The organism is Nostoc paludosum FACHB-159 (assembly GCF_014698835.1).
Classification (GTDB): Bacteria; Cyanobacteriota; Cyanobacteriia; order Cyanobacteriales; family Nostocaceae; genus Nostoc; species Nostoc paludosum.
In genome coordinates, this window is sequence record NZ_JACJTU010000069.1 from 1 (window position 1) to 17,626 (window position 17,626).

The 17,626-nt window shown below is 39.9% G+C and carries 17 protein-coding genes; 8 read left to right on the forward strand and 9 right to left on the reverse strand.

What is annotated here, in order from left to right; all coding sequences use genetic code 11:
- Positions 1–569: 569 nt before the first annotated feature.
- A complete protein-coding gene (gene aroF / locus H6H03_RS34965; RefSeq protein ID WP_190959608.1) occupies positions 570–1,442 on the reverse strand; it encodes a 3-deoxy-7-phosphoheptulonate synthase in 873 nt (290 codons plus the stop codon).
- A 1,235-nt stretch (positions 1,443–2,677) separates the two neighbouring features.
- On the opposite strand from aroF, the gene H6H03_RS34970 reads away from it, so the two are divergent.
- The gene (locus tag H6H03_RS34970; protein WP_190959609.1) at positions 2,678–3,172 is read left to right on the forward strand and encodes a hypothetical protein; all 495 of its coding nucleotides are present in this window, start codon (positions 2,678–2,680) and stop codon (positions 3,170–3,172) included.
- A gap of 170 nt (positions 3,173–3,342) precedes the next feature.
- On the forward strand, positions 3,343–3,996 hold the full coding sequence (locus H6H03_RS34975; protein ID WP_190959610.1) for a pentapeptide repeat-containing protein: 654 nt from the start codon (positions 3,343–3,345) through the stop codon (positions 3,994–3,996).
- Positions 3,997–4,050: 54 nt separating this feature from the next.
- Here the strand turns inward: H6H03_RS34975 and H6H03_RS34980 are convergent, their stop codons facing one another.
- Positions 4,051–4,725 carry a response regulator transcription factor gene (locus H6H03_RS34980; RefSeq protein ID WP_190959611.1) on the reverse strand — a complete coding sequence of 225 codons (675 nt, stop codon included), beginning with the start codon at positions 4,723–4,725 and terminating at the stop codon, positions 4,051–4,053.
- A 650-nt stretch (positions 4,726–5,375) separates the two neighbouring features.
- Between H6H03_RS34980 and H6H03_RS34985 the strand changes: the two genes are divergently transcribed.
- A complete protein-coding gene (locus H6H03_RS34985; RefSeq protein ID WP_199339195.1) occupies positions 5,376–5,882 on the forward strand; it encodes a DUF2808 domain-containing protein in 507 nt (168 codons plus the stop codon).
- Between the two features lie 187 nt (positions 5,883–6,069).
- On the opposite strand, the gene H6H03_RS34990 is transcribed toward H6H03_RS34985, so the two are convergent.
- Both H6H03_RS34990 and H6H03_RS34995 read right to left on the reverse strand, forming a co-directional pair.
- Positions 6,070–7,488 carry a sensor histidine kinase gene (locus tag H6H03_RS34990; protein ID WP_190959612.1) on the reverse strand — a complete coding sequence of 473 codons (1,419 nt, stop codon included), beginning with the start codon at positions 7,486–7,488 and terminating at the stop codon, positions 6,070–6,072.
- Positions 7,489–7,952: 464 nt separating this feature from the next.
- Complete coding sequence (locus H6H03_RS34995; protein ID WP_313932004.1) at positions 7,953–9,377, reverse strand: phospholipase D-like domain-containing protein; 1,425 nt, start codon at positions 9,375–9,377, stop codon at positions 7,953–7,955.
- Positions 9,378–9,592: 215 nt separating this feature from the next.
- Here H6H03_RS34995 and H6H03_RS35000 point away from each other — a divergent pair, with 215 nt between their 5' ends.
- From H6H03_RS35000 to H6H03_RS35015, 4 genes are all read left to right on the forward strand, one after another.
- A complete protein-coding gene (locus tag H6H03_RS35000) occupies positions 9,593–10,762 on the forward strand; it encodes a cysteine desulfurase family protein (RefSeq protein WP_190959613.1) in 1,170 nt (389 codons plus the stop codon).
- A gap of 80 nt (positions 10,763–10,842) precedes the next feature.
- Entirely contained in the window at positions 10,843–11,070 is a 228-nt protein-coding gene (locus H6H03_RS35005) for an antitoxin (RefSeq protein ID WP_190959614.1), read from the forward strand.
- Positions 11,071–11,469, forward strand: coding sequence for a type II toxin-antitoxin system tRNA(fMet)-specific endonuclease VapC (vapC, locus tag H6H03_RS35010; RefSeq protein ID WP_190959615.1), 399 nt, complete (start codon positions 11,071–11,073; stop codon positions 11,467–11,469). It begins immediately after the preceding gene.
- Between the two features lie 153 nt (positions 11,470–11,622).
- Entirely contained in the window at positions 11,623–12,357 is a 735-nt protein-coding gene (locus tag H6H03_RS35015; protein ID WP_190959616.1) for a DUF1995 family protein, read from the forward strand.
- 79 nt (positions 12,358–12,436) lie between these two features.
- Here H6H03_RS35015 and H6H03_RS35020 read toward each other — a convergent pair whose 3' ends face one another.
- Both H6H03_RS35020 and H6H03_RS35025 read right to left on the reverse strand, forming a co-directional pair.
- Positions 12,437–12,853, reverse strand: a complete 417-nt coding sequence (locus H6H03_RS35020) for a type II toxin-antitoxin system VapC family toxin (protein WP_190959617.1) — start codon at positions 12,851–12,853, stop codon at positions 12,437–12,439.
- Complete coding sequence (locus H6H03_RS35025; protein ID WP_190959618.1) at positions 12,853–13,074, reverse strand: hypothetical protein; 222 nt, start codon at positions 13,072–13,074, stop codon at positions 12,853–12,855. Before H6H03_RS35025 ends, H6H03_RS35020 begins: the two co-directional genes overlap by 1 nt.
- An 83-nt stretch (positions 13,075–13,157) precedes the next feature.
- Between H6H03_RS35025 and H6H03_RS35030 the strand changes: the two genes are divergently transcribed.
- Positions 13,158–13,319, forward strand: a complete 162-nt coding sequence (locus H6H03_RS35030; protein ID WP_190959634.1) for a histidine phosphatase family protein — start codon at positions 13,158–13,160, stop codon at positions 13,317–13,319.
- On the opposite strand, the gene H6H03_RS35035 is transcribed toward H6H03_RS35030, so the two are convergent.
- From H6H03_RS35035 to H6H03_RS35045, 3 genes are all read right to left on the reverse strand, one after another.
- Entirely contained in the window at positions 13,316–13,651 is a 336-nt protein-coding gene (locus tag H6H03_RS35035) for a XisI protein (RefSeq protein WP_190959619.1), read from the reverse strand. The genes H6H03_RS35030 and H6H03_RS35035 overlap by 4 nt on opposite strands.
- A complete protein-coding gene (locus H6H03_RS35040) occupies positions 13,639–14,058 on the reverse strand; it encodes a XisH family protein (protein ID WP_190959620.1) in 420 nt (139 codons plus the stop codon). The genes H6H03_RS35035 and H6H03_RS35040 overlap by 13 nt, the downstream gene beginning before the upstream one ends.
- Before the next feature lie 132 nt (positions 14,059–14,190).
- A complete protein-coding gene (locus H6H03_RS35045; protein WP_190959621.1) occupies positions 14,191–17,202 on the reverse strand; it encodes a zinc-dependent metalloprotease in 3,012 nt (1,003 codons plus the stop codon).
- Positions 17,203–17,626 lie beyond the last annotated feature (424 nt).

Consider the following 17,626-nt stretch of genomic DNA (forward strand, 5'->3'; position numbering starts at 1 on the left):
CTCATAATTCCTTACTTCTTTAAATAACTCTTTATACTCTGCACAATATTCATCTACGATCGCAACTGTTGGGTGGGCGTCTCTAGCCAAATGTTTCAGGATTTGTAATTCTACATCCATGCCCTGCTTACCTTCCAGAGTTTTTTCTTTTAATCCTTTTATTAAGAATACTCGGAAAGTGACAGAAGAGGGCTATAGCGTTTCCGAATCTGCTGAGGTACTTAGTACATTGCTTATCTTATTAGCTAAACCTCTGCGTACCTCTGCGCTTGACTCTGCGCTCCTCTGCGTTTAAAAACATTAATTCTGTACCTCACTTAACTGGGAATCGTTATAAACTCAATACTTTAACTTCGCAACCATTTCAGCACTGGATTATTGGTGCTGGTGCTTGTATCTACTACGGAATTACTGGGCTTCTTTAAATAGCCTCTTGCAAAAATAGTTTTGCACTCTTGGGGGAAAGGAAAAAGGTTAAAGGCAAAGGTTTTTTTCTTAAAACCCTGACAAAAAGAGACTTTTAAAGCTGTTGCCTATTGCCTGTTCCCTATTCCCCACTATGATTTTATTCAAGCAGCGCAAACAAAAGGGGCAGGTTTAGAACCCACCCCTTTTGTTTGTGATATGCTGCGCCCAACGGCTGTTGCTACCAGCTTTAAACTATTAACTAAATCCACCATATCTTCTAAAGAAAGTGCTTGACGGGCATCAGAAACTGATTTTTCTGGTTCTGGGTGACACTCAATTATTAACCCATCTGCGCCACAAGCGATCGCAGCTCTAGCTACAGGTGCTACCAATTCCCGTTTACCTACGGCATGGGAAGGATCTACAATCACAGGCAGGTGAGTAATTTGTTTGAGTGCTGCAACTGCGCCTAAATCTAGGACGTTGCGGGTGTAATCATCGAAGCTGCGGATACCCCTTTCGCACAACACCACATCAGGATTTCCGTGGCTGAGAATATATTCAGCTGCCATGACGAATTCTTCAATTGTCGCTGCTAAACCACGTTTGAGTAGTATTGGCTTACCAGCTTGTCCTAAAGCTTTGAGCAAATCGAAGTTTTGCATATTGCGGCTACCAACTTGAAGCATATCAGCGTGGGTGGCCACTGCTTCAATTTGGGAAATTGACATCACCTCGGTGACAACTGGCATATTGTACTGCGATCGCACCCTCGCCAAAATTTCCAATCCTGACTCGCCCATACCTTGGAAAGCGTAGGGAGATGTCCGAGGTTTGTAGACACCACCACGCAAGGCTTGTACCGATGCAGTAGCTAGTTTTTGCGCTACTGTCTCCATTTGTTCCCAGCTTTCGACGGTACAGGGGCCGCCGATAATTACCAATTCTTCACCGCCGAAAGCGACCTTTTCTGAAAGTTTAACGATTGTCTGATGGTTGGGGTGAGATTGTGCAGCAAGTTTAGCGTTAATCATGGTTTAATTCTCCTAAAAAATTATTCGGGATTGGGTACTGGGGATTGGGGATTGGGGATTGGGGATTGGGGATTGGGGATTGGGGATTGAAAGTTTACTAGACCTCTTGCAAAAGTCCTTATTTTCGACTTCTTCTTTGCGTCTTTGCGTCTTTGCGTGAGACAAAAAATTATTTATGCAAGAAGTCTACTGATTATTCATTCCCCAGTCCCCAGTTCCTAGTCCCCAGTCCCCATTCAAAAAAAACCCGGAACCTTTGAGCAGTTCCGGGCGCGTTGTGGTTTATCGGCATAACGCTATTTACCCGGAACTGACTCTGGGCCAAAAGTAAAAGCCGTAAAACCAACTACTGAAATAAGTCGTCACAATGAAATTCTCCTTAAAAGACAAAAACCGCAGAGTTCGCTCTGCGGTTCACCGGGTGGTTTCCATGTGGAAACTATATTCACTCCCGGTGAACCACCCTAAACCAAAAATAAAAGTAGGAATTTGTGTTAAACATTTGCGAGGCGCTTTAGCTGAAAAATTTAACGAAACTAGATAAACCTATGTATAGTAACATTAACAGGAAGGATTAGTGGTGTCAAGACCCCCACAACAGCTAAAAAAGCGATAGACTCAGTACAACTGGGGGAATCAAGACTATAGCATTTCTCCACGAGATGCTGGGCGTAGCTTGCTTTTTGTAGAGGAGTCCCCAAAATTCATTCATCACGCTCTGTTCTGAAGCCTACGGCAAGTCGTCCTTTGCGCGTTTAGGCTTGAAGGTGGCGCATCCTACCTTAAACAAGTTTCAGATTTGTCTTTGAATTCAAATGCTTAAATTCTAAGCTTTCTTACCCTCAATTTCTCAGAATTTGTGTCATGAAGTTCTCCTTGCTTGTTTGCCTAGAAGAAAGCGGCTTGTGATTAGACGTTGTTACAGTTATCACTTTACAAATATTGGTATGTCATAACTCAATAAATAGTATAAATAATCAAAAACCAATGGGAAAAAATTTAAAAGTTCAGATGAAGAAATACAGCCAAATTCTAGAAATCAAAGACAAGTTACAGCCACGGGATAGTCATTCAAAAATTCCAAAAGCTAGAATTCCAAAATCAAAACATCTAATTTTCCTGACTTCTGTTTTTACCTTGCGAAAGCTGATTACAGACAATTGAGAAATGCCATATATCATTCTTACCCAAGTCCTTATTCAGCAGATCAACTTTTTAGAATCAACAGTTTCATTATGCCCAGCCCTAAAATCTTAGCCAAATCTTTTGACTATCATGGAGTTTACCCCTGCCCAGTCTGTCGGATAGGTAAGATTTCTCATATGCCATTGATGGAAGCTATGGCTTGTGACTTTTGCCAAGAGATTTTTACGGTGAACCTAGAACTAGAGCAAATCAAGATGCCTTCTAGGCAACCACCCTTGATTTGGCGTTGGAATGGGTTTAGTTGGACAGAAGCCCAGTTAGAAGGCGTGGAGTTAGGTTGGGGTTATGGGCTAGCTGCGATTGCTTTTGTAGTCCTTCCTACTACTCTCATTGGCATAGTAGCTTATTATTTTCCTCCTAATATCAATGAGCCGATTACCTGGATGCCATATATTTGGACAATATTAACTTTTTTGTCACACTTATCAATTATTGTTTGGATTTTTATTGAAGTTTATCAAATTCCAGTTGCAGCATATTTAAGAGCGATCGCTCGATGGAGAAATGGGGAGATGGGGAGGTAGGGAACGGAGGAGCAGAGGAGCAGGGGGGCAGGGGAGATGGGAAGAAAAAACTCTTAACTCCTCACTCCTAACTCCTCACTCCTCACTTCCCGATGCCCAAATAATAAAAGATGCAGCCGATAGACCGCTGTATCACTCATAATTAAGTTGATTGTCCACCAAAATGGCGTATGAGCGATCTGGAGCGGTACTATAGAATTTTGGAATTAGAGCCTGGGGCAACGCTTGAGGAAGTGAACCAGGCTTATAAAGATTTGGTCTTTGTTTGGCATCCCGATCGCATTCCGAAGGAAAATCTCCGCTTACAGCAAAAAGCACAGGACAAGCTCAAAGCGATAAATGAAGCTCGTGAAAAATTGCGTTCTGTCAAAACCAAACATCAAACCACACATAAGCCATCGTCATCGCCGTTTCACTATGAAACACCATCTCAAACAAGCCAGCCACCACCGAAGCAGAATCCAGATTTGAGTGGTAAAGACTATAGTCGAGCAAATTTGAGCAATAAAGACTTATCTGGCAGAAATCTCAGTTATGCTAACTTGAGTGGTGCTAATCTCAGCGATACTTTTATGCACAAAGTTAACCTCAGAGGAGCGAATTTATCTGAAGCTAATTTATTTCGAGCAAATCTACTTTTAGCGGATCTCAGGGAGGCAAATTTACGTGCTGCTAATTTAATTGGTGCGGATCTTAGTGGAGCCGATTTACGTGGAGCCGATTTAACCGGAGCGCGGATTCGCTCTGGTGAAAGGCTTCTGGTTAAACTAATTGGTGCTAACCTAGCTGGAGCAATCATGCCTGATGGTGAGATTCATCAGTAATGTGGGAGACACGGCGACATTGCTACCCCCTGCCTCCTGCCTCCTGCCTCCTACTTACTCGCGCAGTGCGTAACCTACACCGCGCACTGTGTGAATTAGGCGTTTTTCTTTATTTTCTTCTAATTTCAGGCGTAGATAACGAATATAGACTTCGATAATATTGGAATCACCCATGAAGTCGTAACCCCAAACTTTTTCCAGAATTTGGTCTCTGGTAAATACTTGGCGGGGATGTGAAAGCAAATATTCTAATAAATCAAACTCTTTTGCTGTTAACTCAATGCTTCTTTTAGCGCGAAATACTTGACGAGTGCGGCGATTTAAGCTTAAGTCTTCAAATTGTAATAAGTCTTCGTCTGTTTCTTGAGTGCGGCGTAAATGAGCGCGGATTCTTGCTAATAGTTCTTCTATGCTGAAGGGTTTGACTACATAATCATCGGCTCCTGCATCTAATCCGGCGACGCGATCGCTAACTTCATCTTTTGCTGTCAACAAAATCACTGGTACTGAGTTACCTGTGGTTCGCAAACGACGGCAAATTTCTAAACCTGAGAGTCCTGGTAACATCCAATCCAGAACGGCTAAATCTGGTGCTGACTCCCGCGCCAAAGTCAATCCAGTAATGCCATCATGAGCTATGCTAACTTTGTATCCTTCACTACTAAGTTCTAATTCCACAAATCGCGCTAGTTTGATTTCATCTTCAACTAAAAGGATATGTGCTACCATTTTTTACTCCTAAAATAGTTAATTTCAAAATAAATGTGCTGGGCTAACCTATCTGTGATTTAGTATCAAATTCGGATAATGTTTTACTATTTCCAGAAATTATTGTCAAGAATTTGCTAAGTAATAATTACATTGCCACCTTGTTTGCAGATATGTATAAAGCATACTCAGAATTATAAGGAATTTACTAGCTCAGTTTTGCAAAACTGCTCCTGTTTTATTCGTTTTAACTGCGTTAATAACTCTTTCCAAGTTAAGGTTAAGATTAATACTTTAAATTTGCTGGCTGTTTGATGAAAATTTAGTTGGTAAGAGTATAGTGCATAATTAATTATCCATTGATTAATTGATATAAATTAACTTTTTGTTTTAATTGCAGAAATAGATAATGAATTATTGATATGTAGTTCGCACTCTAGTATATATGGGAGTAAGAAAAATGAGTTTTTGCTGAATAAAGTTATAATTTTTGCTTAAAAAACTGTAAAGCTTTATCTTACAAGCTTTTTTATGCCATCTAAAGGAAAATCCTTTTCTCAGAAAATTAACCTTTAAATCTCAGAATACTTTAATTTATGCATCAGCTAGAACTCATAGTGATGCCGCAATCTATTCATTACAAGTTTAGTTCCTGCAAAAGCGAGGATTCGATGGTGAAAGGTTTAATTTTTGGTAGTTTATCTGCTTTAATACTCACTACATCTGCTGCGGCTGTAGCTACACCTGTAAAGTATCAGCAGTCAAATTCTGATACACATACAGTATCTCAAATAGCTTTGAGTGTAAATGTTCCACATATTACTAACTCTGGTGTCAGAAATGATACTCATTTTATTAGAGTAGCAGTAGTCGGGATGTCTATACAAGACTTGATGATTTCCTTACCAAGTCAGATGGAAAGCTTTAATAAAGTTAGGATTGTAGACCAATCTGGTCAAGAAATTGCAGCTAAAACAGAGACTAGTAAAGAACGTGTGTCAATCACCTTTGACCAACCTGTAAATTCTGGTGGTTCTGTGGAAGTACAATTTATTGGGGTACAAAGAAGAGTTCCAATTGAAAAAATCTTACTCTATGGAGTAACTGCAAAAAGAGTTGGTTTAAATGGAGATATTCCTATTGGAACAGCCAGAATTGATATTCCAGATAAAGGTTAGAATTCAGGAGTCAGAATTCAGGAGTTAGGAGCCAGAGGTAAAATTTAGTTTATATCTGGCCCTTGATTTGAAAAGATGTTCATTATTAACTTCCACGCTGTTCTATATATAAAAGTGCGGATTTTGCTAACAAAATCTGCACTTTAAATATATGTATTCAAAATTCTGAATTCTGAATTATATTTAATTATATTGGTAAAGTAATTGTAAAAATACTTCCTTCTCCTAATTTCGATTGTACGCTCACATTGCCACCCATACCTTCTACAAGTGTCTTGACAATTGATAAGCCTAAACCAGAACCTCCAGTTGTATGAGAGCGAGATTCATCTACGCGGTAAAACCTTTCAAAAATACGTGCTTGATGTTGTAAAGGAATTCCATAACCATTATCGCAAACTTGAATAATTACTTTGTCTGTAAGTTGGTCTAATTTAAAAATTACAGGTGTACCAGCTTCAGAATATTTCACAGCATTATCAATTAAATTAAGTAGTACTTGCTTAAGACGGCTGTAGTCTACTTTCGCTTCAATTGGATAAATTGTGGACTCAATATGAATTTGGCGATCGCTATATTTTTCTGCCATCACTACAATTTCTTCAACTAAGTCATTTAAAATATAAGATTTCATTTGAAAATGCAAGTAACCGCTATCTGCTCGTGCTAAATCTAGTAAATCTTGTAGCAGGCGAATAGTACGTTCGGCTTCCGATGCCGCAGTTTCTAAAGCTTCTTGTTGGGTTTGAGTCAAGTTATTTTGCCGCCGTAAAACGCTTTGTAAGTAACCATGTACGATGGTCAAAGGTGTACGTAATTCGTGAGAAACATTACTGACAAATTCTTTTTCTTGCTCCCACGATTGCGAAAGACGCGATAACAACATGGTTAAAGTTTGGGCTAATTCTTTGACTTCGCTAGGTGCATTATCAAGATATAACTGTGGTTGTCCTAAATCTTCTGCGGAAATCACAGCAGCCATTTGATTTAGCTGACGTAGAGGTTCTAGGGAATGCTTGATATAAATGGCGATCGCAACTGTTAAAATAATAATTGCTAACACACTAATCATCACTAAACTCTGTATCATTCCGAGCAATATTCTCTGTTCGCGGGTAATATCTTTAACTACAAATAAGTTACCAAGAAACTTACCCTGGACTTCTATAGAACTACCGCATAAAATAAAATAGTTTTGATTAATTTGATAAATTTCTGGTTTAATCGGCATTTTAGTTAAAGACATTAACTCAGATACCAGAGAATTAGATAACAAAGTTAAAGCCTTAGATTGTACCAAAATTTTATTTTCCGAATTTTTTACCCATAATAATGTATTGTTATTTCCCAAATTATTAATAGCTTTTTGTAAACCCGTTTCAGGCTGCATCATTTCACTATAAATTTGTACATCTCGCGGCAAACGTTTAGCTATTTGTTCTATATTATGTTTATGATTATCAATTAAAATTTCCTGGGTTTTCCAACTCGTCCATGTAGCAAGACTGCCTAATACTAAAGCCGAAAAGCCACCAATACCAATTGTTAAGCGTAGCTGTAATGAAAATAGGTCTAGATTTTGCCAATTTTTTTTTATTTGCTTCACTGCTTTAATATTTTGAAAAAGTGAGTTGGGAGTAGGGTATATTAAGTTTTAATTATTAGTTGTGAGATTTTATAGTGAATAGCTGATTTTAAATTATTTCTGCTATATGGCTAAATTATAGGAATCAGGTTTGATTTCTGAAATTATATATGTGGGTAAGCAAGAGGCAAAAGGCAACAGGCAATAAGATTTTCGGAAATTAAGGTGTACCGAGTTTTTTCATAAATCAAATATGAGTCCTATATCAAAAGTAAGTATTGCCAAAAAGTTGTAATTTTTATTTTTTCTCAATCTTTAGAGCCTCCCTAATTATAATTTATATGTAATTCATCTAAGTTAAATTAATTTCATGTGAGAATTCCCTGAAAATTTTTCATATAAACTGAATTTTCTGAAGAAACAGAACCCTGGCTTCTTTAATAAGTCAGGGTTTTCAAGGTTGCTATTTTCACAATGGCTTGATTTTAGGAAGACGTTTTTATCTGAGGACATTTTGTTTGCTCGACTTTAATTTTCTGTTGAATTGCTGGTGGTAAGCCAGGTTTAACTTTGGCATAAAGACGAGCAAACTCTCGTACATAATGAGCAGCCACTATCGGGCTTTCAATGACAACAAGTGTCTCGTCGTTACCATTATTGGCTGCATCAGACCAATTATGAGAACCTGTAATTACTGTTTGGTTATCAATAACAGCAAATTTATGATGTAGTAAATCGCCTTTAGGTAATGTAGGTACGCCTACAGTGGTAATTGGGTTTTGCCAAGGGTGATTGTCAACTTCATATTTACATTTATTACTCAGAGCAATTCCCATCATATCTAATGCTTCACTATAAGGACGATAGGCAAATTGTGGTTCAATTAAAGCGCGAATTTGGACATTTTGTTGATGTCGATTTTCTAAAATATTAGCAAGACGCTGTTCGGAAAAGACGAATAAAGCCAAATCAACAGATCCTGTTGCTGAATCTAAAGTTTTGCCAATTAAACCATTACTACTATTAGCCCAAGGTTGAGTAGGAGAAGTAGGCGAAAACTGTACAGTAATTTTGGTTTTATTTAAGGTGATTTGTTGAGGTAAACGCGATGGTTTTTGTAGACCAAATCGGCTATCTAGCTTACCCCCTGGACCATCGCCCCACATAATATTAAACTCTTCTGTAAATAAAGATGCTAATTCTGGGCTGTCAATTTGCAATAAATTATTGGCATTACCTAAAGTACTAGGATTTGGATAATCACCAAAGGTATCACTTAATGTGAAATTAGCCGAAGTAATAATTACAATGCGATTATCTATAATTACAAACTTATGGTGCATCAAACTACTACCTGCTGAACCATCTGCTCGGTCGTCTAGCCAGGAAGTTTTCGCATTTTGCAAAATTATCAAAGCATCTCTTTGATTTATTTCTGCGGGAGTTAGTTGATTATCGTGGTTAATATCGATAAATTGGCGAAATTCTTGATAGCGTTCTCGCTCTCTTTTATCTAATTTACCTACTTCTTGAGGTGTAAAACTACTCCAAGGTCGGCTATAGGTATTTTCTAAAATTAACCTGACTTTTACTCCAGCTTTTTGCCTATCAACGAGTGCTTGGGCAACTTTAGGTAAACGTAATTCTTGCACTGCCACATCTATTGTTGATTTAGCTTGAGAAATAGTATCAACAATCTGTTTTTCTAAGTCATCTCCCAAACGAGTTTGCTGGCGGTAAGGTTCTTTGTATTCCGAAGATTGAGAATGATTAAAGTAAACTTGAACTAACGGATCTTGTGGTAAAGCTGCTAGAAGTTTATTGGATGACTGGACTCGTTGACAAGCAGCAAGGGGAAAGATCAGTAAAAAGATATATAAAAAAAACCTTTGTCTAGATAAAAATTGCACTGTAATCTGTTAAAAGTGGATTGAGAGGGGACATATTTATCATTCCCAAAATTTAGAGTGATCGGATGAAGTAAAAAAATACCTTTCCCAGGCAAGAAAAACCCACTCATACATGCAAAATTACAGAAATTTTGTCAAATTTGTGCACTTAAATTATACGTGCTAAAAAAATCAGCAGTCTATTACCAGCGTGTGTTCTCTCCATTATCGGTTATATGCAAATTTATCTAGATTACAGCGCGACTACTCCCACTCGCAAAGAAGCGATCGCACTTATGCAAACAGTCCTCACTCAACAGTGGGGCAATCCTTCCAGCTTACATGAATGGGGAAAACGGGCTGCAACGGTTGTGGAAGAAGCCAGAGTCCAAGTTGCTCTCTTAATAAACGCCGCTACCCCGGAATCGATTGTTTTTACATCTGGGGGTACTGAGGCCAATAATCTAGCAATTATGGGCGTAGCTCGGTTGTATACTGTTCCTCGACATATAATTATCTCCAGCGTCGAACATTCCGCAATTTCCGAGACAGCGCGGTTGTTAGAAATATGGGGTTGGGAAGTTACGCGCTTAGATGTAGATAGCAAAGGCAGAGTTAATCCTTTGGATTTAAAGGCGGCGTTGCGACATAATACAGCGTTGGTTTCCATAATTTACGGTCAAAGTGAAGTTGGGACTGTACAACCAATTGCAGAATTAGGAAAAATTGCGCGATCGCATGGTGCTTTGTTTCATACAGATGCAGTACAAGCTGCGGGACGCTTAGCCATAGATGTACAACAACTCCCCGTAGACTTACTTAGCCTCGCCAGCCATAAAATTTATGGCCCCCAAGGTGTAGGGGCGCTGTATGTGCGTCCTGGTGTGGAATTGATGCCTTTACTAGGTGGTGGCGGGCAAGAAATGGGGCTGCGTTCTGGTACGCAAGCAGTACCGATAATTGCTGGGTTTGGTGTAGCGGCTGAATTAGCAGCACAGGAATTGGCTATAGAAACACCACGGTTGATTCAGTTACGCGATCGCGCCTTTGCACAATTAGCTGAAATTCCTGGTTTAATTCCTACAGGCCACCCATATCATCGCTTGCCTCACCATGTGAGTATGTGCTTAGAAAATGCCGATGGTGAAAAACTCACAGGTAAAACCTTAGTAAAACAGCTAAATCTTGCAGGTATCGGTATCAGTGCCGGTGCTGCTTGTCACAGTGGTAAACTCAGCCCAAGTCCGATATTGCTAGCAATGGGATATTCCGAAAAAGCAGCTTTGGGCGGAATTCGCATCACATTGGGGCGCGATACCACCGAAGCCGATATAGATTGGACAGCGATGGTAGTGAAGCAAGTTTTAGAGAGGCTGACACCGGATTTATCTTTGGTTAAACGTTGATCGCACTTCTTCAATCGGGATATGAAGCACTTTTGTATTTACTACTATGAACTTTCCCGTTTATTTAAAACAACTACACCATGAACACTGCTAAACTCACCACTGATGGCACTCACCAAATCGTTATTTTGCCCGAAGACTTTCAACTCACTGGCACTGAAGTCTATATTAAAAAAATTGGTAACGCCATTGTCCTCATTGCCAAAGATAACCCCTGGCAATCCCTCATCGATAGTCTAGACAATTTCTCTGATGACTTCATGGCTACCAGAGATCAGCCACTCCTCGACACCAGAGAGGACTTCTAAATGCGATACCTGCTTGATACCAACATCTGCATTTACCTCATCAAGCAAAAACCCCAAAAAGTACTAGAAAAATTTCAAACTCTTAGCATTTCTGATGTATGTATCTCTTCGATCACCGTTGCCGAACTTGAATATGGAGTTGCTAAAAGCCAACAACAACAAAAAAACCGCACTGCACTACTGCAATTTCTCCTACCTCTAGAAATCGTTGAATTTAATCAAGCATCTGCAACAATTTACGGCAGTATCAGAAGCGATTTAGAAACCAGAGGGCTGATTATTGGCGCAATGGATATGCTCATTGCTGCTCATGCGTTAAGTTTAGGAGTTACTCTTGTCACCAATAATATTAGAGAGTTCTCTCGTATTCCTACGTTGTTATTAGAAAACTGGGTTTAGTAGCTTGTGATTCGTTCATCATTTCCTCAGGATCGGATTCCTTGTTAAAACTGCTAGGGTTTCAGCCTTGCCTATTGGTTTTGTAGTGGTGTTCAGGAAAATCACAGCCAATGCTGGAACAATAGAAGTAATGCTAAGCCAACATAATAAACCATGAGTGAACTTCCCAATAGTCTTGAAGATGCGATCGCCCAATCTCAAACCGCTGTCCAAGCCGCCCTTGCCGATGGCTGTAATCGCCTACAAGTTGAGTTCCTGTTCCCAGAACTTAAACTCATGCCTGTGGCGGAACAATTTGTGCCGTTGTTTGCTGAATACGATTCTCGCTTGAAAATTTTCTTTGCAGATGCTGGGGCTGCGGCCTTAGCCCGCCGCGATTGGGCTGATGCACCATTTCAAATTTCGGATATCGGGACGGGGAGGGCTGCTTCGTTGCAAACCAAAATCCAGCCAGAGGATGAAATTTTCTTATTCATCTCCCCCACTTCCGTGGAAGTACCGCAGTTAGAAAAATTATGTGAAGCAATTGGCGATCGCCCTTTACTATTTTTAAATCCCCGCCTTGAAGATTCGGGAACTGTGGGCATTGGTTACGCAGCTAGAAAAATCCGCGATCGCTTCATCAATACCATTGAATCCGCCTATTACCTGCGGCCGATAGACGATCAAACTGCCTTATATCGCCGCTACCCAGGACAGTGGGAAATTTGGGTAGAAAATGGTGGTGAATATCAATTAATTGCCGAATTACCCACAAAACCATCAGGTGATGAGTTGGATCTCATCCTGATGAAGGGACAATCCCAAACAACAACCAACGCTGTACCAGGAAGAAAGCCGAATGTGTTTAAGAGTTTACAACGGTTTTTAAAGGCGTTGAGTAGTTAGGAGAAAAAAGATATGCAGGGATAGTTAATTCTTTCCCTGCTGTCTCACCGAACAAGGGAAAAGTAAAAGTTTTATTCATTTATTCATTAGCTAATATCTTCTCTAATTCTTGAGGTGACATCACTGGAATTGGAGCATTGACAAAACCAGAGGCATCACGAGTTATAATTGCATCAACCCCATACGCCATTCCGCAAGCACACTGCACCGCATCCTCAAAATCTTGGAAATTTAATGCGATCGCCTGCTCTAAGATTGTGCGTTCAACTGGACAAATGTGTAAGTCTGTTAAAACTTGAATGATTGCGTCTTGAGCCACTTTCATCCCTGCGGCTCTACGAACAATATAGTATATATTAGTTATTGTTGTTGCTGCAATAAATCCTTCAACTTCACCAGCATCAATCCTCTCGAATAGCCTTGCTGCATCCTCGACAAAAGGCTCCCGTTCCTGCAAAAAATCAAGAACGATATTAGTATCAATCAAAACTCGCATTACTGGTACTTTTCAGTAAGATAGGTAATATATTCTGCTGCAATATCTTCATTACCTGATGCATCAGAACCTTTTGCAATCCCCCGCAATCGGGACAAGTTACCTTTATTTTTTGATTGACGAGTTTCTTGCTGCAAGGATTCCAGCAAAGTTTGGACTAATTGCCAACGTTCGCTAGTCGATAATTGTAGCGCTTGTTTTTGCAAGTTTTGGAATGTCATTAGCTTTTTTCTGGGTGTATCTATCCCTCCTCAATTGTAAATTTAAATCGGTAAAGTGAGCAGCACCAAGCGTTCTTAATGGCATCGAGCGAGTAATCTCCAGTCCATTTACTAGAGCATATCAGTCAATCGCTCCTCTCGCTGAACGTCTGGGTCTCTCAATCGAGACTGATAACAGACTTGCCGAACGCGTTTTGTGTGCAACAGCCCTTGCTGACTGGCGCGAACGATTGGCCAGCTTTTAACTCACAGCATAATCTGTATACTGCCGCACATAGGGCGGGTGAAATCCAACTACAATATCGTGTTTTGGCACTCCCATTGCCACTAATTGCTCACCTACATCCTCTTCTGTGCCATTCCACTGAATCCAAATCTTGCCATTTTTAATATCAAAATGCATCACTGGGCCAAAAACCCGACGTTTATTTTGCCAACCAATGTATATCAGTTGGTAATGGTCTTGTTCCACGTCAAAAATTGTTTGAACTTCAATTTCATTATTAGAAGAGTCAAGTTGAGCATATTCTGTAATTAATTTACGAATACACTCCCGATATTTTTCTAAATCTGCCATCGGATAATTTCCTCCTTTTCCACGTCATAAACTATCAGATTAATTTGACTTCGCTGAATAATAGTTTTAATAAACGGTTTAGTTAAAAAATCGTTATAAGTGTTTAAGGGCACTGCTAAATACAAAATTAGCTCAGAACCTATTTCTTCTAACGCATATCGATAATTAATAAATTGCCCCACCGCTGTATGAAACTCAGAAATGGTTGAAGTACCGATAAAACTCTTAACTTCAACCGCTATTTTTTGTCCTTCTCTTTCTGCTGCAATAATTTTCTCTGCCCCCAAATCAATATACATATCAGCAATATTTTCTATGCGAATTAGCAAAGGATCGTGAGTAATTCGCCACCCATCTTTTTGTAATGCTGATTTCACAACATCGTGAAATTTATCTCTAGCTGACATAAACTTTTTTTTCAGCTTGTATGGAGATTCTATATATATTTTGCCAAAATACTCAGCGAACAAAAAGAGTTAGGAATTTTACTATTGACTCCTAACTCTTGTACAGACGCGATGAATCGCGTCTCTACTTTTCTAATTTGCTTGCAACGGCGCATTCAAGATTTTCTCAATGCGATCGCGTGTTTCTAGGATGTGCGCTTTGGTATATTCATCATCGGAATTAACATCTTTGAGTTTATCATCCAATTGTTTGAGTTTATACCACGCCAAAGTCCGAGCATCTTCTGGAACATATTCTTTTCGCAACACCATGTTGCTTAATATGTCTAAGTACTCACGCTGCAAGCCTCGCCGCAAGCTGGCAATCTTCATTGGTTTACCTTTTGGTTTGATGACTTCCGTCCAAATACCTGACTGTAATGTGTCAAATAGCTCTGGAAGTGTCAGTGCATTTTCTGTCTTGGTTTTGAGTTCGATATCCTTGAGACGAGAAAGGCGATCGCCTGAGAGTAAATCCCGCAACACAGAACCTTGCAACAGTAACACCAAATCGTGAATTGGATAATCCAAACGACCAACTTGGGGATAACTACCCCAATGCCGCCAACGGGAAGGTGCTAATTTATTCAGTAGTTGTGGTGAAAAGCTGAGGGCATCTTCGGCAAATAGATATTTTTGCAGTGTTTCTAAGGCCTGACGTTGTTGGTCAACTGGTACCGGTTCAAATGGTAATCGCCGTTGGCTAACTCCCAAGGGTATTTCGTTGGGGTGGACGCGATAAAAGGACTGCCCACCGATATATTTTGTGGTGTAGTATATTTGCTGAAAATAGTTACCCAATACTGTACTAAAACGTTCGCTGACATCGCTGTAACTATCTCCATCCATTGGGAAACGTTTATCGAGACGTTCCCACATCACACGGGAATTATTCAATTGCCATTGAGAATAAAGCAGCACATTACCGCTGTTATCCCACGCATCAGCAGTCGGGTCAAGGTCATACACATCTTCATCGGTGGAATAACTCAACTCAGGTTTGTAAGATTGTGCAGCTATCTCCTCTAAAATTGACTTTTCCGCTACAGGAGTTGATGTTTCAATTGGTATGTAACCGTACTTAATCGCCCATTCATCATAAACCCCCACCATACTGGGAAAATAGTCTCCCTGTTTTGTACCTTGGGGGGCAATGTTTGGGGGAATATAGTCCATCACGGAAGTTGTCAAACCTTTAGTTTTAGTAATTTCCGTATTATTCATCTCTTCTGGTGGTAGCAAGGTACTACCACGGAAATTATGGCGTAAACCAAGGGTATGTCCGACTTCGTGGGCGATGATTAAACGCAAATATTGATTGATGTACTCTTTTACCTGGGTCTGATTGGGTGTGGTATCTGGCAGCAATGACATTGCCAGGGAACCAAAGGCAAACTGATTGGCTGCTTCCATCCCGTAACACAAATCGTACTCGCCTGCCATTTTAGATAAATGACTCAAAAACCTTTGGGATGCTTCCGGTGGATTCTTTTCTTTGGCATTTAAACCATTGGCGCAAAGTAAACGATTTTGCATCAATGCCGATAAAGTAGTCGTATTTTTTTGTGTATTTTGTGCTTGGTTGGGTTGGACAATTTTGCGATATTCATTCTTGAGTGCCCGCACAAAGCTAGCATCGACAAGAATGTCTGCATCTAAAATTTCTCCGGTCAAGGGGTTAACGCGGGATGGCCCCATTGCGAAGTATCCATCTACAGTGTTAATCCAGCGAATCGTGTTGTAACGAATATCTGCTGGGTCCCAAGTAGCATCATCTGGCATTTGGCGGGCTTCAATGGCATCCTTGAATCCGGCTTTGAGAAAGGCTTTGTTCCACATTAGAATGCCTTCTTGGATCGCATCGCGGTATTCTAAGGGCACAGCGTTATCAATCCAAAAGACAATCGGTTTTTTGGGACGAGAAATTGCTGCTTTTGGGTCTTGTTTTTCCAAGTCCCAGCGGTTGATGTAACGGACAAAAGAATCGCCGCGATCGTCTTTGGATAAATCTTGGTAGGCGGTGATAAAATAGCCGATGCGATCGTCAGCAATACGGGGGCGATAATTCTTCTCAGGAAGTTGAGAGAGGCTATAGTGGACGCGTAACGTAAAACCACGGTTATCAGCTAGTGACGCAAAGCTTGGCACTTCACTGTCTTTACCGCTACCACCGGAGAAATTTAAAACTGACTCAATTTCTATGTTCTGGGGAAAAGCTTTAGAATTACCAAAATATGATTGGTCTGTGGCTCCTGGGACTCCTAAACTTAAAGATAATCCCGCTAAGTCTGTGAGTAACAAATCACCTAAGTCGATGAGGATGGTTTTGCGTTGGGGATGAATACTTTTAATAGAAATATTGTAGAGAACAGAGTCACTAAAAGAACGGGCAAGCGATCGCACTTGCGGATCTCCCTCACGAGTCCGGAAATTGACATTGCGAATCACAAATTGTAAATTATTATCCACTCGCCGGAAATAAAACAAAAAATCTTGCAAAGGCATCCCGCTGTAAATACCTCGTTCGCCAATGCCTGATTCCAATGTCGCCGCAGCGAGAAAATTTTTATTGAGTTGTTCTGGTTTAATTTCTAAATAAATTTTATTCTTTTCTTTATTCCGATAAAGCGTGAATAATCCTCCCTGCTTGACAGTATCTTTCACTACTTCATCAAACGCCTCTAAATCATCCTTTGGATCTGGTTTAGTACTAGAATTCGGTTTAGAATTCGGTTTTTCTGGCGGTTTGGCAACTTGCAAAAATGGTTGCTGTGCTGCTTTTTTGGGGTCTTTTACTACCCACATAAATGATTGAGGTTGTAGCTGTTTATTTTGATTCACTACCCAAACTTGCCCTGCTGCTAGCCTCTGTTGGGGACGGGTATTGATATCTTTTGGTGATAAGGTTGAGGTTTTTGTGGAAGAAGTTTTTGTGGTGGAGGGGTTATTAGAGTTTTGTTTAGTTTTGTCTGTGACTAACACTGTCTGATGGTTGGCAGACAACTCTGAATTAACTCCATTAACAGCCAATGACTTGGTGCTAGTCGCTGCTATTCCTAAAAACAAACTTTGTAACAAAATCATATAAAAGCTTAATCTGGTCATCGCATTCATCCCCAATAACAATCTTTCGTTAAGTTTTAACTTTTGCAAAGCTACGCAGCCGATGTTGTGTTGATTCAGTACCTGCTTTATATCAAGCAGGAAACTTTGACTTCAATTTTAATTCGCATTTTTCCGGTTTTTTGTGCTGTTTTACAGTAGGATTTTTCCTAATAATTGCGTCTCTCACAAAGAGTAAGTATTATTTTTACATCAGACTAGTAAATATCGTGGGAAAAAAATATAACGAATTCGCCAACGCTCTAAAACTATGGCATTTTGGAAATAATTTTTCACCTGGCAATTTATTTACATGACCTGCATCAGTTCCCAACTCAAAGCGCCTTCTACCAATGTCTCTGACCAATGCCATTACCAATTTACGAGCATATATAGTAAATATTTATACTAGTGTTGGAGTCATGTA